Origin of the sequence: Kribbella sp. CA-293567, assembly GCF_027627575.1 — a bacterium.
Lineage (GTDB): Bacteria > Actinomycetota > Actinomycetes > Propionibacteriales > Kribbellaceae > Kribbella.
Genome location: NZ_CP114065.1, coordinates 5,870,193 through 5,892,568, shown reverse-complemented (window position 1 = coordinate 5,892,568; position 22,376 = coordinate 5,870,193). Strand labels below are relative to the sequence as shown.

Genomic DNA, 22,376 nt, shown 5'->3' with positions numbered 1-22,376 from the left:
GTCAAGAAGGAGTGAGATGACGCTTGTCCGCAGGCATTTCCTGGGGCTGGGCGCGGGTGCGGCCGTGGCCGCCGCCGCGTTCCCGCAGCCGGCCACGGCCGGCCCGCACCACCCTTCCCGCCGGTACCGCTGGCGCAACGTCGAGATCGTCGGCGGCGGTTTCGTCACCGGCATCATCCATCACCCGGCCCGGCGAGGCCTGGTCTACGCCCGCACCGACATCGGCGGCGCGGCCCGGCTGGACCAACGCACCCAGCGCTGGGTCCAGTTGCTGGAATGGGTCGGCTTCGAGGACTGGAGCCTGACCGGGGTCGAGAGTCTCGCTCTCGACCCGCGGGACCCGTCCCGGCTCTACCTTGCCGTCGGCACCTATACGAACGACTGGTCGCCGATCAACGGCGCGATCCTGCGCTCGTCGGACCAGGGCCGCACCTTCCAGCGCACGGATCTGCCGTTCAAGCTCGGCGGTAACGAGCCGGGCCGGTCGATGGGCGAGCGGCTTGCGGTCGATCCGCACGACGGCCGCATCCTGTACTTCGGCACTCGCAACCAAGGGTTGTGGCGCAGTGCTGACCGCGGGAAGACCTGGGCGCGGGTGGAGAGTTTTCCGACCACCGGTGAGGCCGGGCTGGGGCTCGGATTCGTCTTCTTCGATCCGCGCGGTGGGCGGCGAGGGCGGCGTACCGGGACGATCTACGTCGGCACGACCGATCGGGCGAATCCCTTGTGGCGCAGTACGGACGGCGGCGCGAGCTGGTCGGCCGTTGCTGGTCAGCCGACCGGCCTGTTGCCGCACCACGGCGAGCTCGGACCCGACGGGTGTCTCTACCTGACCTACGGCGACCTGCCCGGGCCGTACGAGATGTACGACGGCGCGGTCCACAAGGTCGACACGGCGACCGGTGTCTGGACCGACATCACCCCGTTGCGGCCGAACACCGGCGGCGAGGCCGGCTTCGGCTATGCCGGGCTGGCGATCGACCCTCGCCGGCCCGGCACCCTGATGGTCGCGACGATGAGCCGTTGGGGTCCGGTGGACGACGTCTTCCGGTCGGTCGACGGGGGAGCGACCTGGCACTCGATCGGCGCGAAGATCGTCCTCGACACGTCAGGTGCTCCGTTCCTCGACTTCCACGGCACGGCCAAGCTGGGCTGGATGATCGGGGACATCTCGATCGACCCGTTCGACTCCGGCAAGGTCATGTACGTCACCGGCGCGACGATCTTCGGCACCGACGACGTGACGAACGCCGAGGCGGGCCGCAGTACGCACTGGTCGGTCCGGGCGCAGGGGCTGGAGGAGACGGCCGTGCTCGACCTGATCAGCCCGCCCTGGGGACCTCCGCTGATCAGCGCGCTCGGCGACATCGGGGTCTACCGGCACGCGCGGCTGGACGTCGTACCGCCGGACGGGCAGGCGGCCAACCCGGTCAGCGGGAGCTCGCCGAGTGTCGACTACGCGGCGAAGGCCGAGGGGTTCGTGGTCCGGGTCGCGTACGGCGGAAGCCTGGAACGTGGGGCCTACTCCACCGACGCGGGGATCAGCTGGCAGCCGTTCGCGGGGGAGCCGAGCGGTTCGGCGCAGCCTGGCAAGATCGTCGTCAGCACGGACGCCCGCACGATCGTGTGGGTGCCGGGCGACGTTGCCCCGCACTACTCGCGCGACCGTGGGGCGACCTGGACACCGATCAGTGGGCTGCCCAACCAGGTGGCGATGGTCGCCGACCGGGTCAGCCCGAGTCTGTTCTACGCCTTCGACGCTGCCACCGGTACGGCGTACCGGAGTCTTGACGGCGGTGTGACTTTCTTGCCGACGGCAACTGGCCTGCCGGCCGGCGGCGGCAAGCTCGAGACCGTGCTGAACCGGAGCGGGCACTGCTGGCTGGCCGCTGGCGCCGGTGGAATGTATCGCTCGGTCGACCAGGGCCTGACCTATCAGCGGCTCGCGACCATCGAGCAGGCGCTGACGGTGGGCTTCGGCAAGGCCGCGCCCGGGAGGACCGAGATGGCCGTCTACACCTCCGGCAAGGTCGACGGGGTGTGGGGGATCTTCCGGTCCGACGACAGCGGCGCCGGATGGATCCGGGTGAACGACGACCGGCACCAGTACGCGTCCACCAACGACGCGATCTCCGGGGACCCACGGGTGTTCGGACGGGTCTACGTCTCCACGAACGGCCTCGGAATCCCTTACGGGGAACCGGTATGACGAAGCTCTACTTCGGTGGTGACTACAACCCCGAGCAGTGGTCGCCGGAGGTCTGGAAGGAAGACGTCGCCCTGATGCGCCAGGCCGGCGTGAACCTGGTGACGGTCGGCGTCTTCGCCTGGTCCAGCCTCGAACCCGAGCCCGGGCGGTACGAGTTCGGCTGGCTCGACCAGGTGATGGACCTGCTGCACGAGGGGGGTGTGCAGGTCGACCTGGCGACTCCGACGGCATCGCCGCCACCGTGGTTCGGCCTGCGCCATCCCGACGCGCTGCCGGTGAACGCGAGCGGAGTACGGCTGACGCACGGGAGCCGGGACACGTACTGCGCCTGCGCACCGGCGTACCGGGAGGCGGCGGTGGGGATCGCCAAGGCGCTGGGTGAGCGGTACGCCGAGCACCCGGCGCTGGCGATGTGGCACGTCCACAACGAGTACGGCACGACCTGCCACTGCGACCACGCCGCGGCGGCGTTCCGGCGGTGGCTCCAGCATCGGTACGGCGAACTCGATCGCCTGAACGCCGCGTGGACCACGGCGTTCTGGAGTCAGGGGTACGCCGACTGGGAGGAGATCCAGCCGCCGCGTACGACGCAGTACCTGGTGAATCCGACGCAGGCGCTGGACTTCCGCCGGTTCTGGTCCGACGAACTGCTCGAGGCGTTCCGGGAGCAGAAGGCGGTTCTGCGCGGCCTCACCCCGAAGTTGCCGATCACGACCAACTTCGTCTTCGGCGGCTGGGTGCCGGTCGACCACTCCCGCTGGGGGAGCGAGGTCGACCTGGTCGCGATCGACCACTACCCCGGCAGTGCGGGCCGGGGCGCCGAGGAACAGACGGCTTTCGGCGCCGATCTGGCCCGATCATGGGCGGGTGGCAAGTCGTGGCTGCTGATGGAGCAGGCGGCCGGCTCGGTGAACGACGGCCATCGGCTGCACACCAAGGAGCCTGGCCGGATGGCGCGGCACAGTCTGTCCCATCTCGCTCGCGGATCGCGGGGAGCGCTGTTCTTCCAGTGGCGCGCTTCGCGGGGTGGAGCGGAGATGTTCCACTCCGCGATGGTGCCGCACGCCGGTCCGGACTCGCGGAGGTTCCGCGAGATCGCCGAGTTCGGTACGGCGCTGCCGCGGCTGGCCGAGCTGGACGGCAGCGAGGTGGAGGCCGAGGTCGCGATCCTGTGGGACGCCGAGGCCTGGTGGGTGATGCAGGCGACTCATCTGCCGTCGGAGGACCTCGATTACCTGACGGCGGTGCAGGCCGCTCACCGGCAGTTCTGGACCGCCGGGATCGGCGTTGATCTGGCCGGCCCTGGCGCCGACCTCTCGGCGTACCGGGTGGTGGTCGTGCCGAGTCTGTACCTCGTCTCGGATGCGGCTGCCGAGTCGATCGCCCGCTATGTCGAAGGCGGTGGACATCTGCTGGTCACGTATTTCAGCGGGATCGTGGATCAGGACGCGCAGGTGCGGCTCGGTGGCTATCCCGGAGCGTTCCGCGACGTGCTGGGGATCAGGGTCGAGGAGTTTCATCCGGTCGCGGAGGTCGAGCTGGCCTCCGGTGGTCGAGGTGGTCTGTGGAGCGAGCACGTCCACCTGGCTGGGGCCGAGGCAGTCGACCGGTACGCCGGTGGGGTGCTCGACGGCTCGCCTGCGATCACCAGGCACGAGTACGGCGAGGGCGTGGCCTGGTACGTGTCGACGCAGCTCGACGACGCGGGGTACGGAGAGTTGGTGGGGCAGGTGGTTCGCGGTGCGGGCGTCGCGCAGCCCGGCCTGCCCGCCGGAGTGGAAGTGGTCCGTCGAAAGGCCGAGCAGGTCACCTGGACCGTGCTGATCAACCACTCGGAGGAGGACGTGGCAATCCCCGTCACGGGCTTCGAGCTGCTGTCCGGTGTGGAGGTCGTGAGTCCGTTGAGGCTGGCGGCCGGTGCTCAGGCGGTGGTGCGGGCCTGAGTGCCCGGGGCTGCGCTGGTACTGGCGCGGGGCACCAGTTGCGCCGGTACCAGCGTCACGGCGGCCGGCTGGCTGCCTTCGAGCTTGGCGATCAGCATCTCGACCGCCTGCTGGCCGATCTCGTCGGCCGGCAGCGTGACGGAGGAAAGGTTGGGAACATGCCGCTCGGCCACGTCGTCGGCGCAGATCGCCAGCAGCGACATGTCCTCCGGCACCCGCCGGCCGAGCTTGCGCAGGACGTCCAGCAGCGGGCCGATGATCGGCTCGTTCTGGACCACCAGGCCGGTGATCCGGGGATGTTCGCGCAGCAGCTGCTCGACCGTGCCGAGGACCGCGTCGAAGGTCGGCTCGCAGGGCGTCTCGATGCCGGTCACGCCGTGCCGCTCGGCCGCTGCCCGGAAGCCTGCCAGGGTACGGGCGGCGAAGCCGGTCTGCCGCTCGTAGACGGCCGAAGGCGTTCCCAGCAAGGCGATCTCACGGTGGCCGAGCCCGGTCAGGTGATCGACACAGTGCTCGGCGGCGGCGAAGAAGTCGAGATCGATACAGGTCAGGCCCTCGGTGTCGGCGGGGATACCGATCAGCACCGACGGCATCGGCAGCTCCCGCAGCAACGGGACGCGCTCGTCGTGCAGCTCCACGTCCATCACCACCAGGGCGTCGACCAGCGCGCTCTGCGAGACCCGCTCGAGACCCGAACGGCCCTCGTCGGCGGTCAGCAGCAGGACGTCGTGGTCGTAGCGGCGGGCCGTCGTGACCACCGCCGTGGCGAACTGCATCAGCACCGGGACGTGCATGCCGGCCCGCAACGGGATCACCAGGGCGAGCACGTTGGACCGGTTCGAGGCGAGCGCGCGGGCGCTCGCGTTCGGCCGGTAGCCCAGGGCGCGGACGCTGTCCTGCACCCGGTCGCGGGTCTCGCTGGAGATCGACCGCTTGCCACTGAGGACGTACGACACGGTGCTGGCCGCGACGCCTGCGTGCCGGGCGACGTCGGCGATCGTGACGATGGCTGCCTCCAAAGTCCGGGCTTCGCGGATCGAAGCGCTTCGATTTCTCAGGCTCCAGGGTCGAGTGAATCGCTGCCCTTGTCAAGAGCGAAATGCTTGTTGATTGTTCGGATATGCCCTGGGATAGTTCTCGCAATCGCCGCTGTAAAAGCGATGAACGAATTCGTCGAATTCGATTCGAATTCGACGACCGGTATTGTTCGAATCATTTCCCCTGCCTTTCGGAAAGGGATGCACATGAGAATCGGAACCTTGCGGCCGGTGGTGGCGCTGGTGGCGCTGCTCGCCGCCACCGCGGCGTCGGTGCTGCCGGCCAGCGCGGCCACCTGGGAGTCCAGCGACAAGTGGGGAACGTGGTCGACCGGCGGCTACACCGTCCGCAACAACGTCTGGGGCGGTGGTGCCGGGGCGCAGTCGATCTGGGCCAACTCCGCCTCCAACTTCGGTGTCTGGGCGAACCACCCGAACACCGGCGGGGTGAAGTCCTACCCGCACTCGGCCAAGGCGATCGGCAAGCGGATCAGCGCGCTCGGCACGCTGACCAGCAGCTTCAACGTCTCCCGGCCGGGCAGCGGCGCGTACGCGACGGCGTACGACATCTGGGCCGACGGGCACGCCTACGAGATCATGTTGTGGATGAACAAGCAGGGCCCGGTCGGGGCGATCGGCAGCCGGCAGACGACCGCCACCGTGGGCGGCCACACCTGGGACGTCTACAAGGGCAGCAACGGGTCCAACGAGGTGTTCTCGTTCCTGCGGACCAGCAACACCAATGCCGGCACGGTGGACATCAAAGCGGTGATGAACTGGATCCGTAACCGGGGCTGGATCGGCGACGCGGTGATGAACGACGTGCAATTCGGTTTCGAGATCACCTCGTCCAGCGGTGGCCTGAATTTCAGCACCAACTCCTATTCGGTCACCTCTTCCTGATCGATTGGCCGGCTCGCTCCCCGGGGCGCTCAGATTGCGCTGCGGGGAGCGAACGGGTTGCGGGCCCGGATGTCGCCGATGTACTCGGTCGGGATGGCGGGCTCGCCGCGGCTCAGCTGGCTGGCGCTGCGGGGGAGTTCGTCGCGGACCTTGAGGTGGTGGGCCTGGGATTCGGCCGGGGTGGTGCGGCCGATGATCTTGCCGGCCTCGACCAGCGGCCGCAGCAGTTCGCGGTCGTCGCCGTCGTCCACGGGCCGCTCACCGACCCCGATCAGCTCCAGCTCGGCGACACCCGCGGCCGAGCGCCGGCGCAGCGCGTACTTGCGGCCGCCGATCGAGGTCTTGTCCGGGCTCTTCTTCGCCACCGGGATCATCGTGCCGGTGGCGTCCTCGCGAGCGACCAGCTTGTAGACGAAACCGCAGGTCGGGTAGCCGCTGCCGGTGACCAGCGAGGTGCCCACGCCGTACCCGTCCACCGAGGCCGGTGCCAGCGCCGCGATCTGGAACTCGTCCAGGTCGCTCGTCACGATCACCCGGGTCCTGGTCGCGCCGAGCGCGTCGAGCTGCTCGCGGACCTGGCCGGCCAGTGACGGCAGGTCGCCGGAGTCCAGCCGGACGGCTCCGAGCTCGGTACCGGTCACCTCGATCGCGGTCCTGACCGCTTCGGTCAGGTCGTAGGTGTCCACCAGCAGCGTCGTTCCCTTGCCGAGGGCATCGACCTGGGAGACGAAGGCGTCCCGCTCGCTGTCGTGCAGGAGCGTGAACGAGTGCGCCGCCGTACCGGCGCTCGGGATGCCGAACCGGCGGGCGGCCTCCAGGTTGGAGGTGGTGGCGAAGCCCGCGATGTACGCCGCCAGCGCGGACGCGACCGCAGCCTCCTCATGGGTGCGCCGCGACCCCATCTCGATACACGGCCGGCCACCGGCCCACCAGGTCATCCGCGAGGCGGCCGAGGCGACCGCGGAGTCGTGGTTGAGGATGGACAGGAAGACCGTCTCCAGCAGCACCGCCTCGGCGAAGCTCGACTCCACCACCAGCACCGGGGAGCCGGGGAAGAAGATCTCGCCGTCGGCGTACCCGGCGATGTCACCGGAGAAGCGGTAGTCCGCCAGCCAGTCGCGGGTAGCCTGGTCGACGATGCCGCGATCGGCCAGGAACGCGATCGTCTGTTCGTCGAACCGGAACCGCTCCAGCGCGTCCAGGAGCCGGTTGATGCCCGCGACCACGCCGAAGCGGCGTCCGTCGGGCAGCCGGCGGGCGAAGAGTTCGAAGACCGAACGGCGGTGCGCCGTACCGTCGGCCAGGCTGGCCTGCAGCATGGTCAGCTCGTAGTGGTCGGTCAGCAGCGCTGTCGAGGCGTTCACAAGGGGCAGCCTATTGCGCGCCCGGATCGGAACATGGAGAGAATGGCCCAGTGACCACCGCACCGAGTGAACTCGCGAGCCCCGACATCGACGAGGCGATCGAGTTGAGTCCACCCTGGGTGACCATCGTCTGGAACGATCCGGTCAACCTGATGGACTACGTCACGTTCGTCTTCCAGACCCATTTCGGCTACTCCAAGGCGAAGGCGGAGAAGCTGATGATGCAGGTGCACGAAGAGGGCAAGTCGGCCGTCTCGAACGGCAACCGCGAGGCGATGGAACGCGACGTCGAGGCGATGCACCAGTACGGCCTGTGGGCCACCTGCGAGAAGTCATGACCAGGTTCCGCAAGCGCAAGAAGACCGTGATCGTCAGCTTCGCCGACCACGAGGCCGACATCCTCGCGAACCTGCTCCGCAACCTGGTCGAGCTCCTGTACGACGGGATGCCACCGCGCGCCTCGACCTCGAGTGACCCGCTGGCCGCGCTGCTGGACAACGACGGGCCGACCTCGCCGCCGGAGGACGTCGTACTGCAGCGGCTGCTGCCGGACGCGTACCGGTCCGACGACCACGCGTCGTCGGAGTTCCGCCGGTTCACCGAGCGCGGCCTGCGCGACAGCAAGGCCGCCGACGCGAAGCTGGTGCTCGCCGCCCTGGAGAAGCCCTCCGGGGACGGCATCCCGCTGGAAGGCGACGACCAGCTCGCCTGGCTCCGCGCGCTGAACGACCTGCGGCTCGCGATCGGCACCCGGCTCGACATCAAGGAAGAGGACGACCACGCCGTCTGGGAGAAGCTCCCCGACGACGACCCCCGCCGCCTAACCTACGACCTCTACGACTGGCTCGGCTACCTGCAGTCAGCACTTCTTCACAACATCAAATAAAAGCAAGGGCGGTGGGGAAGGGGCTCGGCTACCTGCAGTCAGCCCTTCTTCACAACATCAAGTAGTCGCCCACCGCGGGCGGGCGGGCCCGCATACCATCGGCGAATGAGCTACCCGAAGGCTGGATCCGGCGGACTGACCCCGAGCCCGGTGTTCCCGGCGATCGAGGAGCGAGTGCTCGCGTACTGGGAGGCGGATCAGACGTTCCTGGCCTCCGTGGCGGACCGCGCGGCCGGTGTGGACGGGGAGAACGAGTTCGTCTTCTACGACGGGCCGCCGTTCGCGAACGGGCTGCCGCACTACGGGCACCTGCTGACCGGCTACGTGAAGGACGTCGTACCGCGGTACCAGACGATGCGGGGGCACCGGGTCGAGCGGCGGTTCGGGTGGGACACGCACGGGCTGCCGGCCGAGTTGGAGGCGCAGCGGGTGCTGGGGCTGAAGACCAAGGCCGAGATCCTCGAGCTGGGGATCGAGAAGTTCAACGAGGTGTGCCGGTCGTCGGTGCTCAAGTACACCGACGACTGGCAGGCCTACGTCACCCGGCAGGCGCGCTGGGTCGACTTCGGCAACGACTACAAGACGCTCAACCGCGATTACATGGAGTCGGTGATCTGGGCGTTCAAGACGTTGTACGACAAGGGTCTGGTGTACGAAGGCCTGCGGGTCCTGCCGTACTGCTGGAACGACGAGACGCCACTGTCGAACCACGAGCTGCGGATGGACGACGACGTCTACCAGCCGCGGCAGGACCCGTCGGTGACGGTGGCGGTCGTGCTGGAGACGGGCGAGCGGCTGCTGGCCTGGACGACGACGCCCTGGACGCTGCCGAGCAACCTGGCGATGGCCGTCGGCCCTGACCTCGACTACGTGGTGGTGAACGACGCCGAGGGGCGGCCGACGATCCTGGCCGAGGCGCGGCAGGCGGCGTACGGGTACGACGAGGTGATCCGGCGGCTCAAGGGTTCTGAGCTGATCGGGCTGCGGTACACGCCGCTGTTCGGGTTCTTCACCGACGCCGAGCGCTGGGGTACCGAGCAGGCGTTCCAGGTGATCGCGGCCGACCACGTGACCACGGAGAACGGCACCGGCGTGGTGCACCTGGCCCCGGCGTACGGCGAGGAGGACCAGCTCGCCTGCGACGCGGCCGGGATCCCGACCCTGCTGACGGTGGACGACGGGGCCCGCTTCACCACCGTCGTTCCGCCGTACGCCGGGCAGCACGTCTTCGACGCCAACCGGCCGATCATCCGCGATCTCCAAGCCGCGGGAGCGCTGGTTCGCGAGGACAGCTACGTGCACAGCTACCCGCATTGCTGGCGGTGCCGCAATCCGCTGATCTACAAGGCGGTTTCGAGCTGGTTCGTCGAGGTGACCCGGGTCCGCGACCGGATGGTCGAGCTGAACGAGCAGATCACCTGGGTGCCGGAGCACGTCAAGCACGGGCAGTTCGGCAAGTGGCTGGCGAACGCGCGGGACTGGTCGATCAGCCGGAACCGGTTCTGGGGTTCGCCGATCCCGGTCTGGCGCTCGGACGACCCGGCGTACCCGCGGATCGACGTGTACGGGTCGGTGGCGGAGCTGGAGCGGGACTTCGGCGTCGCCGTACCGGATCTGCACCGGCCGTTCATCGACGAGCTGACCCGGCCGAACCCGGACGACCCGACCGGGAGGTCGACGATGCGGCGGGTCTCCGACGTGCTCGACGTGTGGTTCGACTCGGGGTCGATGAGCTTCGCGCAGGTGCACTACCCGTTCGAGAACACCGACTGGTTCGAGCACCACTTCCCGGGCGACTTCATCGTCGAGTACCTCGGCCAGACCCGCGGCTGGTTCTACACCATGCACGTGCTCGCGACGGCGTTGTTCGACCGGCCGGCCTTCTCCTCGTGTCTGTCGCACGGCATCGTGCTGGGCAGCGACGGGCAGAAGATGAGCAAGTCGCTGCGGAACTACCCCGACGTCCGCGAGGTGTTCGACCGCGACGGCGCGGACGCGATGCGCTGGTTCCTGATGTCGTCGCCGATCCTTCGGGGTGGCAACCTGGTCGTCACCGAGCAGGGGATCCGCGACGGCGTACGGCAGGTGCTGATCCCGCTGTGGAACGCCTGGTACTTCTTCGGGCTCTACGCGAACGCCGCCTCGGCCACGGCCTCCTGGTCGGTCTCGTCCGAGGTGGAGCTCGACCGGTACCTGCTGGCGCGGCTGCGGATCTTCGTCGGTGAGGTCGAGGAGCGGCTCGATCGCTACGACCTCGCCTCGGCGTGCGAGTCGGTGGCCGGCTACCTGGACGTGCTGACGAACTGGTACATCCGGCGGTCGCGGGAGCGGTTCTGGGACGAGCAGGGCGAATCGTTCCAGGCTGCGCTGAACACTCTCTACACGGCGCTGGAGGTGGTCACCCGGACGGTGGCACCGCTGCTGCCGTTGACGGCCGAGGAGATCTGGCGCGGGCTGACCGGCGGGCGTTCGGTGCACCTGGCCGACTGGCCGTCGGTGCACGACCTGCCGTCGGACGACGACCTGGTGACCCGGATGGAGCGGATCCGCGAGATCTGCTCGGTCGCCTCGGCGATCCGGAAGGCGGAGGGGATCCGGGGCCGGCAGCCGCTCCGGACGCTGACGGTCGCCACGCCTGACGCCGAGGCGCTGCAGGGGTTGATCCCGATCCTGCGTGCCGAGGTCAACGTGCGCGACGTCGTACTGGCCGGGGTCGACGACGTGGATGCGCCGGTCTCGCAGAAGCTGACCGTCAACGCGCGAGCTGCCGGGCCGCGGCTGGGACGCGAGGTCCAGGCGGTCATCAAGGCGTCGAAGTCGGGCGACTGGTCGGTCTCGCCGTCCGGTGAGGTAGTTGCCGGCGGCATCACTCTGGTCGAGGGGGAGTACACGCTGGAAACCACCTTGATCGACGGGCACTCGGCGAGCGGGCTGCTGGCCGACGGCGGTTTCGTCGTACTCGACCTGGTCCTCACACCGGAGCTGGAGCGCGAAGGTATCGCCCGCGACGTGATCCGCGCGGTACAGCAAGCTCGCCGGGACGCGCGGCTGGACGTCACCGACCGCATCGACCTTCGCCTGACCGCGGATGCCACCACCCGGGCGGCGCTCGAAGCTCACCGCGACACCCTGCTGGCGGAAACGCTGGCTGCCACCTTGGCGCTCACCGACGGCGATGAGCTGCTCATCGCCGTCGAGAAGTCCGCATAGGGTGGGAGGCATGGAAAAGCGGACGCTGGGACGTACTGGGCGGGATGTCGGCGTGGTCGGGCTGGGGGCCTGGCAGCTGGGAGCCGACTGGGGTGAGGTCGACGAGAGCGACGCGCTGGCGGTGCTGAACTCGGCGATCGAGGGTGGCGTCACCTTCATCGACACCGCCGACGTGTACGGCGACGGCCGCAGCGAGCGGCTGGTCGGGCAGGTCCTGAAGGACCACCCGGAGCTGACCGTGGCGACCAAGATGGGCCGCCGGGTCGAGCAGCTCCCCGAGAACTACACCCTGGACGCCTTCCGCGCCTGGAACGACCGCTCCCGCGAGAACCTCGGCGTCGACACGATCGACCTGGTCCAGCTGCACTGCCCGCCGACCGCGGTCTACTCGACCGACGCCGTCTTCGACGCGCTCGACACCCTGGTCGGTGAGGGCCGGATCGCGGCGTACGGCGTGAGCGTGGAGACCTGCGACGAAGCACTCACCGCGATCGCCCGCCCGAACGTGGCCTCGGTCCAGATCATCCTCAACGCCCTCCGGCTCAAGCCGCTCGACCGGGTGCTGCCCGCCGCCGAGCGGGCCGGCGTCGGCATCATCGCCCGGGTCCCGCTCGCCAGCGGCCTGCTGTCGGGCAAGTACGACGAGAACACCACCTTCGGCGCGGACGACCACCGCAACTACAACCGCAAGGGCGAGGCCTTCGACGTCGGCGAGACGTTCTCCGGTGTCGACTTCGGAACCGGCCTGGAGGCGGTCAAGCGGCTGATCCCGCTCGTCCCGGACGGCGCGACGATGGCCCAGTTCGCGCTCCGCTGGATCCTCGACCAGCCCGGCGTCAGCGTGGTCATCCCCGGCGCCCGCAACCCCGAGCAGGTGGCCGGCAACATCGGCGCCGCCGCCCTGGCCCCGCTCAGCACCGGTGAGCTGAAGGTCGTCCAGACCGTGTACGACGAGCTGATCCGCCCGCAGGTCCACGACCGCTGGTAGCGGCACCCGGGCGGAAGTTAGGCCGCGACGACCGCGAGAACCGTACTGACGATCCCGGAAATGATGCCGACGATGGTGGTGATGGTGGCGAGAGCTTTGGTGCCGTTCACCCAGAGACCCTTGTTGAGTTCACGCCATCGCTTCGGCACCACCGCGAGCTTCAGTTTCTGCCACTTGTGTTGACGCAGCTTGCATCCCATCAGGATGCCCGAGGCGTTGTTGCGGCACGGTCCTTGCCGGCCATCGGCAGCGCACCAAACCGGGGTCTGGAACAAGAAGTAGCCGGTGACCACCAGCCAGCCGGCGACCAGCACCCCTGGCCCTAGGCGCCAGGTCCAGGCGGTGGTGATCAGCGCGAAGAACAGCAGCCATCCCCAGTACTTCCGTAATCCCCTCATGGTTACCGATTATGCACCGATGACTACTCTCCGAAACCATCCATCATGTGGACAGAGGGTTCTGGTGGAGGGGTCGGGTTTGCCGGGCCATTACCGTGGAGTCGTGCTCACCATCGACCAGGCCACGTACGACGCGATCGTGGCGCACGCGCGCCGTGATCATCCGGACGAGGCCTGCGGCGTGGTCGCCGGCCCGGCCGGGTCCGACCGGCCGGAGCGGTTCATCCCGATGCTGAACGCGGCGATGTCGCCGACGTTCTACGAGTTCGACTCGGGGGACCTGTTCCGTCTCTACCAGGAGATGGACGAGCGCGACGAGGAGCCGGTGGTGATCTACCACTCGCACACCGCGACCGAGGCGCACCCGTCCCGGACGGATATCAACCTGGCCTCCGAGCCCGGCGCGCACTACGTGCTGGTCTCCACCCGCGACGGCGCGGACTCGCCGTCGTACGACGGGCCGGTGGAGTTCCGGTCGTACCGGATCGTCGACGGCGTGGTCACCGAAGAAGAGGTCAAGGTCGTGGCGGACCACAGCAACCAAGGAGACAACTGACATGGCGATCGAGCTTCGCGTCCCGACCATCCTGCGCACCTACACCGGCGGCGAGAAGGCCGTGAACGGTGACGGCAGCACGCTGGCCGAGTTCATCGACAACGTGAACGGCACCCACCCGGGCCTGAAGGAGCGGATCGTGGAGGGGGAGCCGGAGGAACTGCGCCGGTTCGTCAACGTCTACGTGAACGACGAGGACGTCCGGTTCACCGGCGGCCTGCAGACCGGCGTCAAGGACGGCGACGTGGTCGTCGTACTGCCCGCGGTCGCCGGCGGCTGACCGTGCGTTTCGACAGCCTGCTCGACTCGATCGGCGGTACGCCGCTGGTCGGTCTGCCGAAGCTCTCACCCTCGGGCGACGTGCGGCTGTGGGCCAAGCTGGAGGACCACAACCCGACCGGTTCGATCAAGGACCGGGCGGCGCTGCGGATGCTGCTGGACGCCGAGAAGGACGGCCGGCTGCGGCCGGGCAACACGATCCTCGAGCCGACGTCCGGCAACACCGGCATCTCGCTGGCGATGGCCGCCAAGCTGCGCGGCTACCGGATGGTCTGCGTGATGCCGGAGAACACCTCCGCGGAGCGCCGGCAGATCCTGCGGATGTGGGGTGCGGAGATCATCTCCTCACCCGCCGCGGGCGGGTCGAACGAGGCGGTCCGGGTGGCCAAGCAGGTCGCGGAGGAGCACCCGGACTGGGTCATGCTCTACCAGTACGGCAACCCCTCGAACGCCGCCGCGCACTACGACGGCACCGCTCGGGAGATCCTCACCGACCTGCCGTCGGTGACGCACTTCGTCGCCGGCCTCGGGACCACCGGCACGCTGATGGGCGCCGGCCGGTTCTTCCGCGAGCACAAGCCCGAGGTGCGGATCGTGGCGGCGGAGCCGCGGTACGGCGAACTGGTCTACGGCCTGCGCAACCTGGACGAGGGGTTCGTGCCCGAGCTGTACGACCCGACCCTGATCGACGGCCGGTTCTCGGTCGGTCCGCGCGACGCGGTCCGCCGGGTCCGTGAGCTGCTCGACAACGAAGGCGTCTTCGCCGGGATCTCCACCGGCGCGATCCTGCACGCCGCGCTCGGCCAGGCGGCCAAGTGCGTCCGTGACGGCGAGCCGGCCGACATCGCCTTCGTAGTCGCCGACGGCGGCTGGAAGTACCTGTCCACCGGCGCCTACGAGGGCACGATCGACGAGGCGGAGGACCGCCTCGAGGGTCAGCTCTGGGCCTAGAACTCCTGGGCGAACTTGAAGTACCACAGCCCGTTCGCGGTGTAGCAGCTCTGCACGATGCCCGAACCCTCGAGTTCGGCCCGGTAGAAGTTGCACTGTGCCTGGCTGGAGAACGGGCCTTGCACGATGAACGGTCCACGCCCCGCGGTGGCGGGTGCCACCTGGAGGGCGATGCCGAGGGCGGCAGTGGTCAGCACGACGGCGGTGGTACGGCGGATGAAGTGGAGCGGCACTCGCATCGTCTTACTCCGATTCGGTGGGCGAAAGTCAGCCGACCGTAGGCGGGTTGCGCCCACGCTACAAGACCTCGCGGCCGCCCTGGTCGGTACCCGCGGAAGTTCAAGTATTTGCTTGCCGGTCAGGGGGATCCGTTACGTCTTGAAAAGCACCTTGCGTCCTAGTCGAGGGTGGACGCCACGGCCCTTGCAGCTGCTGCAGGGGCGTTGGGCGTAGCTGAAGAACGTGCCGTGATGCCGGCCCGCCCCCTTGCAGCGATTGCACTTGGCATTCGGGTGCAGGGACAGCGAGACGAGATACGCGGCGAAGACGGCGAGCGCGAGCAGCAGCAGCATGCCCGTGGGACCGAGCGTCGACGCGACGTCGGCGCTGGTACTGCTCGTGTTCGTCTCCACGGCCGGACCGGTGGCAGAGCCTGCCACCGCGGCGTTGCTGGGGTGCGGATTCGGTGCACCGGTGGTGCTGAGAACCACCGCTATCTGGGCCACCAGGTTCATGGCGTCGCGGGGGGCGGGAGAAAATGCATCCGCTAAGAGTGGCCTGCGTCACGTGACATTGCAATTCCTGAGAGTAAAGATGTGGATAACTCCGGCGTGTCGTTCTGCGGGGTGAGGTAAGCCTTACCGCCGGCTCTGCCCGGTACCGGTCCTGTCGGTGCCGCGAGCTAGGCTTCCCAGCGTGACAGACGCGCCGATCGGCATCTTCGACTCAGGGTTCGGCGGACTCACGGTGACCCGCTCGGTGCTCGACCAGCTGCCGCACGAGCCGATCCTGTACCTGGGCGACACGGCCCGCCAGCCGTACGGTCCGAAGCCGATCGCCGAGGTCCGCGAGTACGCGCTGGAGTGCCTGGACCACCTGGTCGAGGCCGGGGTCAAGATGCTCGTCATCGCCTGCAACTCGGCCAGCGCCGCGATGCTCAGGGACGCCCGCGAGCGGTACGACGTACCGGTGGTCGAGGTGATCCTCCCGGCGGCCCGCCGCGCCGTCGCGGCAACGCGCAGCCAGCGGGTCGGCGTGATCTGCACGCAGGCGACGGCCACCTCACTGGCCTACGAGGACGCGTTCGCCGCCGCGCCGCAGGTCCAGCTGCTCACCCAGGCCTGCCCGAGCTTCGTGGACTTCGTCGAGGCCGGGGTGACGTCCGGCCCGGAGTTGCTGGCCGCCGCCCACAAGTACCTCGATCCGCTGGTCGAGGCAGGCGTCGACACCTTGATCCTCGGTTGCACGCACTATCCGTTGCTGACCGGCGTGATCTCCTACGTGATGGGTGACAACGTCTCCCTCGTCAGCAGTGCGGAGGAGTGCGCGAAGGACGTCTACGGCGTGCTCACCAAGCGTGAGCTGTTGCGAGCCGACGAACTGCCGGCGCCGCGACACCGCTTCGTCACCACCGGTAGCCCGGAGGAGTTCGCCGCGATCGGCACCCGCTTCCTCGGCCCGGTGATCGCCGGGGTGGACCAGTTCGCCTGGGTTCGCTGACGATGCGGCCGGCCGACAGGGATTTGGTTGCCCTCGGCGACGCTCTGGTCGCTCTGCGAAGTCGGCAACCCGCCGGTAATCTTCAAATATGAAGCTCACTGTGCTCGGCTGCTCCGGGTCCGTCCCCGGTCCAGACTCGCCTGCCTCGAGCTATCTGGTCACCGCCGACGGATTCCATCTGATTCTCGACCTCGGCAGCGGCGCGCTGGGCGCGCTGCAACGCCACCTCTCCGTGCCGGAGATCGGCGCGATCGCCTTGTCCCACCTGCATCCCGACCACTGCATGGACCTGTGCGGCCTCTATGTCGCGGCGAAGTACTCGCCGTGTTCCCCCTTGCCCAAGATCCCCGTCTACGGCCCACCCGGCTCGGCCGAGCGGATGGCGCTGGCCTACGACCTGCCGATCGACCCCGGGATGGAAGAGGAGCTGGACTTCCACACCTGGAAGGACGAACAGCGGATCGGGCCGTTCACCGTGCGCACCACCGCGATGGTGCACCCGGTCCCGGCGTACGCGATCCGCGTTGAGTACGGCAACAAATCGCTCGTCTACTCCGGCGACACCGGCCCGAACGACGGGCTGATCGAGCTGGCCCGCGGCGCCGATCTGCTGCTCTGCGAGGCCGCGCTGCGTGACGACGACCCGAACAACCCACCCGATCTCCACCTGACCCCGGCCGACGCGGGCGAACACGCCAAGCGGGCCGGCGTGAAACGCCTCGTCATCACCCATGTCCCGCCCTGGTTCGACCGCGAGACCCAGGCGATAGGGGCCCGCCGCACCTACCCGGGCGAGGTCCTGGTCGCCACCCCGAACGCCACCTTCGACCTCTGATGCCCCTGATTCCCCTGTCCGACGGGATTCGCCTGCGCAGCTGGACCACCGGTACGCCGACCGCGGCGCCACCGGTGGTCCTTCTGCACGGCGGCCCCGGGCTGTGGGACTACCTGGAACCCGTCGCGTCGATGCTGGCCGATCAGACCGTCGTCCATCGCTTCGACCAGCGTGGTTGCGGCGGCTCGGACCCGTCGGCCACGCAGACGATGCAGCGCCTGCAGGACGACATCGAGGAGCTCCGGCAGCACTGGGGACACGAGCGGGTGGTTGTCCTCGGTCATTCCTTCGGGGCAAAGCTCGCGCTGACGTATGCGGCCGCCTGTCCGGACCATGTCGTCAAGGTCGGTCACTGCAGTGGGCTCGGCCTCGGCGACTGGCGCACGGCGTACTACGAGGAACGTGACCGGCGGGCGACTCCTGCTCAGGTGGAGCGGCTGACCGCCTTGCAGGCAAGCCGATCCCCGGCGGAGGAGACCGAGTTCCGGGCGCTGTCGTGGTTCACGGATCATGCTGATCGTGATCGTGCCTGGCAGTGGGCGCTGGAGGATGCGGCGGTCCCGCATCCGATCAACTTCGCGGCCAACCGCGCGCTGAGCGGCGAGGTCGATGCCTGGTCCGACGCCGAGTTCGCCGCTTTGGCGGCGAGCCTGACCATGCCGGTCTGGTTCGTCCACGGGACGGGTGACCCACGCCCCGCGAGCGCAGTACAGGAGCTTGCGAAGCAGGTGCCCGACCACCAGGTCCGCCTGATCGAAGGCGCCGGCCACTCGCCCTGGCGGGAGCGGCCGGACGCGTTTCGTCAGGTCCTGAAGGAGCTTCTCGCGGGCTAGCGGGACTGGCCGCGCTCGAAGTACTCGATCAGGGCTGGGTCGAGCGGCGGGATGTCGATCGGGGCGCCACCGGTGCGGAGCGAAGTGGTGGCCGCATAGCCGGCCGCGACGGCTGCCCGGGCGGCGATCGGCGAGGTGAGAGTGGCTCCGCCGTCCCGGACGAAAGCGACGAACTCCGCCACCAGGCGGGGATCGGCGCCACCGTGGCCGCCTTCCGCGTCGGGGATCTCGACGATCTGGTCGGCGTCCTCGCGGTAGCCGGAGCGCTTGCTGTTCCAGACCTTCACCACGTCGCCGGGGCCGTCGCCGAAGTTCTCCAGCCGGCCGGCGGTGCCGATCACGGTGTAGTTGCGCCAGTAGTCGGGCGTGTAGTGGCACTGCTGGTAGGTGAGGAAAACCCCGTTGTCCAGTTGGAGATTCGCCATCGAGAGGTCCTCGACGTCCATCACCGGTGCCATCCCGGTCTGGGACAGCGGCGGCCAGTTGTCCTCGGAGACGAAGTCGGCGAAGCGCTGCCCGGAACGGTCCTGGCGATCCTCGATCCCGCCGTACACGGTGAGCCCGCCGAGCGCGTTCGCCCGGGTGGTGTAGCCGCCGGCCAGCCAGTGCATCACGTCGATGTCGTGAGCACCCTTCTGCAGCAGCAGGCTGGTACTGCGGCGGCGGTCGGCGTGCCAGTCCTTGAAGTAGAAGTCACCGCCGTGCCCGACGAAGTGGCGGCACCAGATCGCCTTCACCTCGCCGATCGCGCCGGCCTCGATCAGCTCGCGCATCGTCAGCACGACCGGCATGTGACGCATGTTGTGCCCGACGTACAGGCGGATTCCGGTCTCGTACGCCGCCTGCAGCACCCGGTCGCAGCCCGGCGTGGTGATCGCCAGCGGCTTCTCGACGAAGACGGCGATCCCGGCCCGGAGGAAGTCGATCGCCGGATCCTCGTGCAGATCGTCCGGCGTGGTGATGAACACGCCGTCGAGCCGGAGGTCGAGCAGTTCGGTGTGGTCGGCGAAGGCCTGTGCCTCCGGGTACTCCGCGAGCGCCGCCTGCCGTTGCGCCTCGACGGGGTCGCAGACCGCGACGATCCGGGATCCTGCGCCGGGCGCGTGGGCATGCTGGGCGAGCCGGCTCCGGGCGCCGAGCCCCACCACACCGAATCGGAGGTCTTCTGTACTCATGCCAGCAACTCCTGCACATAGATGATTGCTAGAGCCTATGTCCGAACACTTCCGCCCTTCAACACCCCTCTGATCCCGAGGTGTCCACCGAGCCGTCATCTCGGGCACACGCAGACCTCGAACGGCTCCTGCACCATGACGGAGTGTGAGCCTCCACTACGTGGCACTGGGCGACTCGACGACCGTGGGTGTCGGGGACCCGATGAAAGGCAGTACGACCGACCTGGCCGGTGCCGGCGCTCGACCGGGGGAGGGATGGCGGGGCTGGGCCTCGCTGCTCGCCGACTCCCTGGGCAGCTCCCACCGGGTGACGTTCACCAACCTCGCGACCAGCGGCGCCACCGCACCGGTGGTGGCCGCCGAGCAGCTCCCGTCGACGGGCACCGGCCCGATCGACCTCGCCTCCCTGATCGTCGGCGTCAACGACACCATGCGCTCCGGCTTCGACGCCGCGCAGATCCGCGAGTGCCTCCTGTGCTGCGCCGAGCAGTTGACCGCCCGCGGCGCGTTGTTGCTGACCGTCCGCTTCCACGACCACGGCCACGTCTTCGGCCTCCCGTCCTGGCTCCGCGGTCCGCTCTGGCAGCGCATCGAGCAGGTCAACGCGGTGTACGACGAACTGTCCTCGCGGTACGGCGGAATCCGGATCGACCTGGCCGCCTGCCCCGAGGTCTACCGGCGCGAGTACTGGAGCGTCGACCGACTCCACCCCGGCGAACGCGGTCACCGCCACCTGGCCCGAGCCTTCGCCGACGCCCTCGCTCTGCAAGGCCTCCCCATCGCCACACCCCCGGCGCTCGACTGCGCCGTCCACACCCCATCGCAGTGGGCAGACGCCGTCTGGATGCTCCGCGAGGGAGTTCCCTGGCTGGCCCGCCGAGCCAACGACCTCACCCCATGGGCCGCCCGCCTGGCCCTTTCCCAGCTACGCCCACCCCCGGCGGGCGTCCGCATCACCAGCAGCTAGCAGCCCACCCACCGCAGAGCGCTTGCGCCGTCCCCGCCCCTCCGGGGCACCTGCCCCTCCCCTCCGGGGCACCTACCTCCCCGCCACCTTCGAGGCGCTGGCGCCGCCTTCACCGCCGCCGCGCGCAGCGCGGTGGCGGTTCCATCCGTCGATGCGGAGGTGCAGGGGCTTCGGGCATAGGGTTTCACCCATGGCTCGTATCGATGGACGCACTCCTGACCAGCTCCGCCCGGTGACCCTGACGCGCAAGTGGCTCGACCACGCCGAGGGGTCGGTGCTGGTGGAGTTCGGGAAGACCCGGGTGCTCTGCGCGGCCAGCGTCACCGAGGGCGTGCCGCGCTGGCGCAAGGGGTCCGGCCTGGGCTGGGTCAGCGCGGAGTACGCGATGCTCCCGCGCTCCACCAACACCCGCTCGGACCGCGAGTCGGTGAAGGGCCGGATCGGCGGCCGGACGCACGAGATCTCCCGCCTGATCGGTCGCTCCCTGCGGGCAGTGATCGACTACAAGGCGCTGGGGGAGAACACCATCCTGCTGGACTGCGACGTGCTCCAGGCCGACGGCGGCACCCGGACCGCCGCGATCACCGGCGCGTACGTCGCGCTGGCCGACGCGGTCTCCTACCTGCGCGACCGCAAGGCGCTGAAGGGCGAGCCGCTGACCGGCTCGGTCTCCGCCGTCTCGGTCGGCATCATCGACGGCGCCCCGATGCTCGACCTCTGCTACGAGGAGGACGTCCGGGCCGAGACCGACATGAACCTGGTGCTCACCGGCGACGGCAAGTTCATCGAGGTCCAGGGCACCGCCGAGGGCGCGCCGTTCGACCGCGACGAGCTGAACGGCCTGCTCGACCTCGGGATCGCCGGCTGTGCCGACCTGACGAAGCTGCAGCTGGAGGCCCTCGCGTGACCAAGGTGCTGCTGGCGTCGAACAACCAGAAGAAGCTCGAGGAACTGCGCCGCATCCTCAGCCCGATCGTGCCCGGCATCGAGGTGCTAGGGCTCGGCGACGTCCCGGCGTACGACGAGCCGGCCGAGACCGAGCCGACCTTCGAGGGCAACGCCCTGTTGAAGGCGCACGCCGCGCTGGCCGCGACCGGCCTGCCGTCGATCGCCGACGACAGCGGTATCTGCGTCGACGCGCTGAACGGGATGCCCGGCGTACTGTCGGCCCGCTGGTCGGGCCCGGCCAAGGACAACCACGCCAACAACGTGCTGCTCCTCGGCCAGCTGGAGGACGTGCCGGACGAGCGGCGGGGCGGCTCGTTCGTGGCCGCCGTCGCGTTCGTCCGCGAAGGAGCCGAGGACGTCGTCGTCCGCGGCGAGATGCCCGGCTCGGTGATCCGCGAACTGCGCGGTACCGGCGGGTTCGGGTACGACGTGCTCTTCCAGGCGGAGGGGTACGACCGCACCACGGCCGAGCTGTCGGTCGAGGAGAAGGACGCGATCAGCCACCGTGGCAAGGCGCTGCGCGAACTGGCTCCGATCGTGGCGAAAGCACTGGAGGCCTGACATGTTGTTCACGGGACCTGATCGAGACGGCGTCGCCGCGGGACGCATCACCGCGGCGTACCGGCGGTGGGCGGAGGCCCGCGTGGCCGAGGGCCGGATCTACCGGACCAACGCCGGCCGGATCGAGATCGACAGCGTCCGGGAGGTCAACCCGGAGCTGATCTCCGACTACGACGACGACATCTTCGCCGCGGACCGGCAGAACGCCCGTGACGTCCGCCGCCGCCTGCGGGGCAATGAGGACTGGCCGACCTTCCTGATCAAGTTCCACCTGGTCGAAGGCGCCGACCCCCGCGAGGAGCTGGCCGCCACGGCCGAGCTGACCCCCGAAGACCTGGCGGACCTCCGCGCCCGGCTGGCCAAACTCGACGAGCTGAGCCGGCACGGCGCCTGGACCACCGCGATCCTGCAGCAGATCCAGGCAAGCCCGGGCACCCGTGCCGGCGACCTGGCCGCCGACCTCGGCCGCGACCCGGCCGGCTTCAAACTCGACGTCCGCAAACTCAAGAACCTCGGCCTCACCTACAGCCTCGAAACCGGCTACGAACTCTCCCCCCGCGGCGCGGCCTACCTCAAGTCCCTCTGACCCGTCCTGAACGGGCCGTGACGGCGCG

At 69.1% G+C, this 22,376-nt stretch carries 23 protein-coding genes; 17 read left to right on the top strand and 6 right to left on the bottom strand.

Annotated features, from left to right (window positions below; translation table 11 throughout):
• The first annotated feature begins 16 nt into the window (after positions 1-16).
• Both OX958_RS27190 and OX958_RS27185 read left to right on the top strand, forming a co-directional pair.
• Positions 17-2,209: a sialidase family protein gene (locus tag OX958_RS27190; RefSeq protein ID WP_270132536.1), complete on the top strand. Its 2,193-nt coding sequence runs from the start codon at positions 17-19 to the stop codon at positions 2,207-2,209.
• On the top strand, positions 2,206-4,152 hold the full coding sequence (locus OX958_RS27185; RefSeq protein ID WP_270132535.1) for a beta-galactosidase: 1,947 nt from the start codon (positions 2,206-2,208) through the stop codon (positions 4,150-4,152). Before OX958_RS27190 ends, OX958_RS27185 begins: the two co-directional genes overlap by 4 nt.
• Here the strand turns inward: OX958_RS27185 and OX958_RS27180 are convergent.
• Positions 4,131-5,171: a LacI family DNA-binding transcriptional regulator gene (locus OX958_RS27180; protein ID WP_270132533.1), complete on the bottom strand. Its 1,041-nt coding sequence runs from the start codon at positions 5,169-5,171 to the stop codon at positions 4,131-4,133. The genes OX958_RS27185 and OX958_RS27180 overlap by 22 nt on opposite strands.
• Before the next feature lie 225 nt (positions 5,172-5,396).
• Between OX958_RS27180 and OX958_RS27175 the strand changes: the two genes are divergently transcribed.
• Entirely contained in the window at positions 5,397-6,092 is a 696-nt protein-coding gene (locus OX958_RS27175) for a glycoside hydrolase family 12 protein (protein WP_270132532.1), read from the top strand.
• A 29-nt stretch (positions 6,093-6,121) separates the two neighbouring features.
• Here the strand turns inward: OX958_RS27175 and OX958_RS27170 are convergent, their stop codons facing one another.
• Positions 6,122-7,411, bottom strand: coding sequence for a nicotinate phosphoribosyltransferase (locus OX958_RS27170; protein ID WP_270139158.1), 1,290 nt, complete (start codon positions 7,409-7,411; stop codon positions 6,122-6,124).
• Between the two features lie 95 nt (positions 7,412-7,506).
• On the opposite strand from OX958_RS27170, the gene clpS reads away from it, so the two are divergent.
• The 4 genes from clpS to OX958_RS27150 all read left to right on the top strand — a co-directional run bounded on the left by clpS (position 7,507) and on the right by OX958_RS27150 (position 12,540).
• Positions 7,507-7,794: an ATP-dependent Clp protease adapter ClpS gene (clpS, locus tag OX958_RS27165; RefSeq protein ID WP_270132530.1), complete on the top strand. Its 288-nt coding sequence runs from the start codon at positions 7,507-7,509 to the stop codon at positions 7,792-7,794.
• Positions 7,791-8,342 carry a DUF2017 domain-containing protein gene (locus OX958_RS27160; protein ID WP_270132528.1) on the top strand — a complete coding sequence of 184 codons (552 nt, stop codon included), beginning with the start codon at positions 7,791-7,793 and terminating at the stop codon, positions 8,340-8,342. Before clpS ends, OX958_RS27160 begins: the two co-directional genes overlap by 4 nt.
• 105 nt (positions 8,343-8,447) lie before the next feature.
• On the top strand, positions 8,448-11,552 hold the full coding sequence (gene ileS, locus OX958_RS27155; protein ID WP_270132527.1) for an isoleucine--tRNA ligase: 3,105 nt from the start codon (positions 8,448-8,450) through the stop codon (positions 11,550-11,552).
• Positions 11,553-11,562: 10 nt separating this feature from the next.
• The gene (locus OX958_RS27150) at positions 11,563-12,540 is read left to right on the top strand and encodes an aldo/keto reductase (RefSeq protein WP_270132525.1); all 978 of its coding nucleotides are present in this window, start codon (positions 11,563-11,565) and stop codon (positions 12,538-12,540) included.
• Between the two features lie 17 nt (positions 12,541-12,557).
• Here OX958_RS27150 and OX958_RS27145 read toward each other — a convergent pair whose 3' ends face one another.
• A complete protein-coding gene (locus tag OX958_RS27145; RefSeq protein ID WP_270132523.1) occupies positions 12,558-12,938 on the bottom strand; it encodes a hypothetical protein in 381 nt (126 codons plus the stop codon).
• A gap of 103 nt (positions 12,939-13,041) precedes the next feature.
• Here OX958_RS27145 and OX958_RS27140 point away from each other — a divergent pair, with 103 nt between their 5' ends.
• The 3 genes from OX958_RS27140 to OX958_RS27130 are packed head-to-tail and all read left to right on the top strand — an operon-like array spanning position 13,042 to position 14,724.
• On the top strand, positions 13,042-13,494 hold the full coding sequence (locus OX958_RS27140) for a M67 family metallopeptidase (protein ID WP_270132522.1): 453 nt from the start codon (positions 13,042-13,044) through the stop codon (positions 13,492-13,494).
• 1 nt (position 13,495) lies between these two features.
• On the top strand, positions 13,496-13,774 hold the full coding sequence (locus tag OX958_RS27135; protein WP_270132520.1) for a MoaD/ThiS family protein: 279 nt from the start codon (positions 13,496-13,498) through the stop codon (positions 13,772-13,774).
• A gap of 2 nt (positions 13,775-13,776) precedes the next feature.
• Positions 13,777-14,724 (top strand): PLP-dependent cysteine synthase family protein, encoded by a 948-nt coding sequence (locus tag OX958_RS27130; RefSeq protein WP_270132518.1) that lies wholly within the window; start codon positions 13,777-13,779, stop codon positions 14,722-14,724.
• On the opposite strand, the gene OX958_RS27125 is transcribed toward OX958_RS27130, so the two are convergent.
• Together OX958_RS27125 and OX958_RS27120 are read right to left on the bottom strand one after the other, a co-directional pair.
• Complete coding sequence (locus OX958_RS27125; RefSeq protein ID WP_270132516.1) at positions 14,721-14,963, bottom strand: hypothetical protein; 243 nt, start codon at positions 14,961-14,963, stop codon at positions 14,721-14,723. The two genes, OX958_RS27130 and OX958_RS27125, sit on opposite strands and share 4 nt — an antisense overlap.
• Positions 14,964-15,095: 132 nt before the next feature.
• Positions 15,096-15,458, bottom strand: a complete 363-nt coding sequence (locus OX958_RS27120; protein ID WP_270132515.1) for a hypothetical protein — start codon at positions 15,456-15,458, stop codon at positions 15,096-15,098.
• Positions 15,459-15,639: 181 nt separating this feature from the next.
• Between OX958_RS27120 and murI the strand changes: the two genes are divergently transcribed.
• The 3 genes from murI (at position 15,640) to OX958_RS27105 (ending at position 18,111) form a co-directional block, all read left to right on the top strand.
• On the top strand, positions 15,640-16,443 hold the full coding sequence (gene murI, locus OX958_RS27115) for a glutamate racemase (RefSeq protein WP_270132514.1): 804 nt from the start codon (positions 15,640-15,642) through the stop codon (positions 16,441-16,443).
• Positions 16,444-16,531: 88 nt separating this feature from the next.
• Entirely contained in the window at positions 16,532-17,278 is a 747-nt protein-coding gene (locus OX958_RS27110; protein ID WP_270132513.1) for an MBL fold metallo-hydrolase, read from the top strand.
• A complete protein-coding gene (locus OX958_RS27105; protein ID WP_270132512.1) occupies positions 17,278-18,111 on the top strand; it encodes an alpha/beta fold hydrolase in 834 nt (277 codons plus the stop codon). The genes OX958_RS27110 and OX958_RS27105 overlap by 1 nt, the downstream gene beginning before the upstream one ends.
• Here OX958_RS27105 and OX958_RS27100 read toward each other — a convergent pair.
• The gene (locus OX958_RS27100) at positions 18,108-19,286 is read right to left on the bottom strand and encodes a Gfo/Idh/MocA family protein (RefSeq protein ID WP_270132511.1); all 1,179 of its coding nucleotides are present in this window, start codon (positions 19,284-19,286) and stop codon (positions 18,108-18,110) included. The genes OX958_RS27105 and OX958_RS27100 overlap by 4 nt on opposite strands.
• Positions 19,287-19,431: 145 nt before the next feature.
• On the opposite strand from OX958_RS27100, the gene OX958_RS27095 reads away from it, so the two are divergent.
• From OX958_RS27095 to OX958_RS27080, 4 genes are all read left to right on the top strand, one after another.
• Positions 19,432-20,253 carry an SGNH/GDSL hydrolase family protein gene (locus OX958_RS27095; protein WP_270132509.1) on the top strand — a complete coding sequence of 274 codons (822 nt, stop codon included), beginning with the start codon at positions 19,432-19,434 and terminating at the stop codon, positions 20,251-20,253.
• A gap of 190 nt (positions 20,254-20,443) precedes the next feature.
• Positions 20,444-21,160, top strand: coding sequence for a ribonuclease PH (gene rph, locus OX958_RS27090; protein ID WP_270132508.1), 717 nt, complete (start codon positions 20,444-20,446; stop codon positions 21,158-21,160).
• On the top strand, positions 21,157-21,762 hold the full coding sequence (gene rdgB / locus OX958_RS27085; protein ID WP_270132506.1) for an RdgB/HAM1 family non-canonical purine NTP pyrophosphatase: 606 nt from the start codon (positions 21,157-21,159) through the stop codon (positions 21,760-21,762). The genes rph and rdgB overlap by 4 nt, the downstream gene beginning before the upstream one ends.
• Before the next feature lies 1 nt (position 21,763).
• Positions 21,764-22,348, top strand: coding sequence for a hypothetical protein (locus tag OX958_RS27080; protein WP_270132504.1), 585 nt, complete (start codon positions 21,764-21,766; stop codon positions 22,346-22,348).
• The last annotated feature ends 28 nt before the right edge of the window (positions 22,349-22,376 follow it).

What these genes read in the sequence shown, in the direction of transcription:
- OX958_RS27190 (WP_270132536.1), top strand. Translation starts at nt 17, where the DNA reads ATGACGCTTGTCCGCAGGCATTTCCTGGGGCTGGGCGCGGGTGCGGCC.
- OX958_RS27185 (WP_270132535.1), top strand. Translation starts at nt 2,206, where the DNA reads ATGACGAAGCTCTACTTCGGTGGTGACTACAACCCCGAGCAGTGGTCG.
- OX958_RS27175 (WP_270132532.1), top strand. Translation starts at nt 5,397, where the DNA reads ATGAGAATCGGAACCTTGCGGCCGGTGGTGGCGCTGGTGGCGCTGCTC.
- OX958_RS27170 (WP_270139158.1), bottom strand. Translation starts at nt 7,411, where the DNA reads ATGCTGCAGGCCAGCCTGGCCGACGGTACGGCGCACCGCCGTTCGGTC.
- OX958_RS27160 (WP_270132528.1), top strand. Translation starts at nt 7,791, where the DNA reads ATGACCAGGTTCCGCAAGCGCAAGAAGACCGTGATCGTCAGCTTCGCC.
- ileS (WP_270132527.1), top strand. Translation starts at nt 8,448, where the DNA reads ATGAGCTACCCGAAGGCTGGATCCGGCGGACTGACCCCGAGCCCGGTG.
- OX958_RS27150 (WP_270132525.1), top strand. Translation starts at nt 11,563, where the DNA reads ATGGAAAAGCGGACGCTGGGACGTACTGGGCGGGATGTCGGCGTGGTC.
- OX958_RS27145 (WP_270132523.1), bottom strand. Translation starts at nt 12,938, where the DNA reads ATGAGGGGATTACGGAAGTACTGGGGATGGCTGCTGTTCTTCGCGCTG.
- OX958_RS27135 (WP_270132520.1), top strand. Translation starts at nt 13,496, where the DNA reads ATGGCGATCGAGCTTCGCGTCCCGACCATCCTGCGCACCTACACCGGC.
- OX958_RS27125 (WP_270132516.1), bottom strand. Translation starts at nt 14,963, where the DNA reads ATGCGAGTGCCGCTCCACTTCATCCGCCGTACCACCGCCGTCGTGCTG.
- OX958_RS27120 (WP_270132515.1), bottom strand. Translation starts at nt 15,458, where the DNA reads ATGAACCTGGTGGCCCAGATAGCGGTGGTTCTCAGCACCACCGGTGCA.
- OX958_RS27110 (WP_270132513.1), top strand. Translation starts at nt 16,532, where the DNA reads ATGAAGCTCACTGTGCTCGGCTGCTCCGGGTCCGTCCCCGGTCCAGAC.
- OX958_RS27105 (WP_270132512.1), top strand. Translation starts at nt 17,278, where the DNA reads ATGCCCCTGATTCCCCTGTCCGACGGGATTCGCCTGCGCAGCTGGACC.
- OX958_RS27100 (WP_270132511.1), bottom strand. Translation starts at nt 19,286, where the DNA reads ATGAGTACAGAAGACCTCCGATTCGGTGTGGTGGGGCTCGGCGCCCGG.
- rph (WP_270132508.1), top strand. Translation starts at nt 20,444, where the DNA reads ATGGCTCGTATCGATGGACGCACTCCTGACCAGCTCCGCCCGGTGACC.
- OX958_RS27080 (WP_270132504.1), top strand. Translation starts at nt 21,764, where the DNA reads ATGTTGTTCACGGGACCTGATCGAGACGGCGTCGCCGCGGGACGCATC.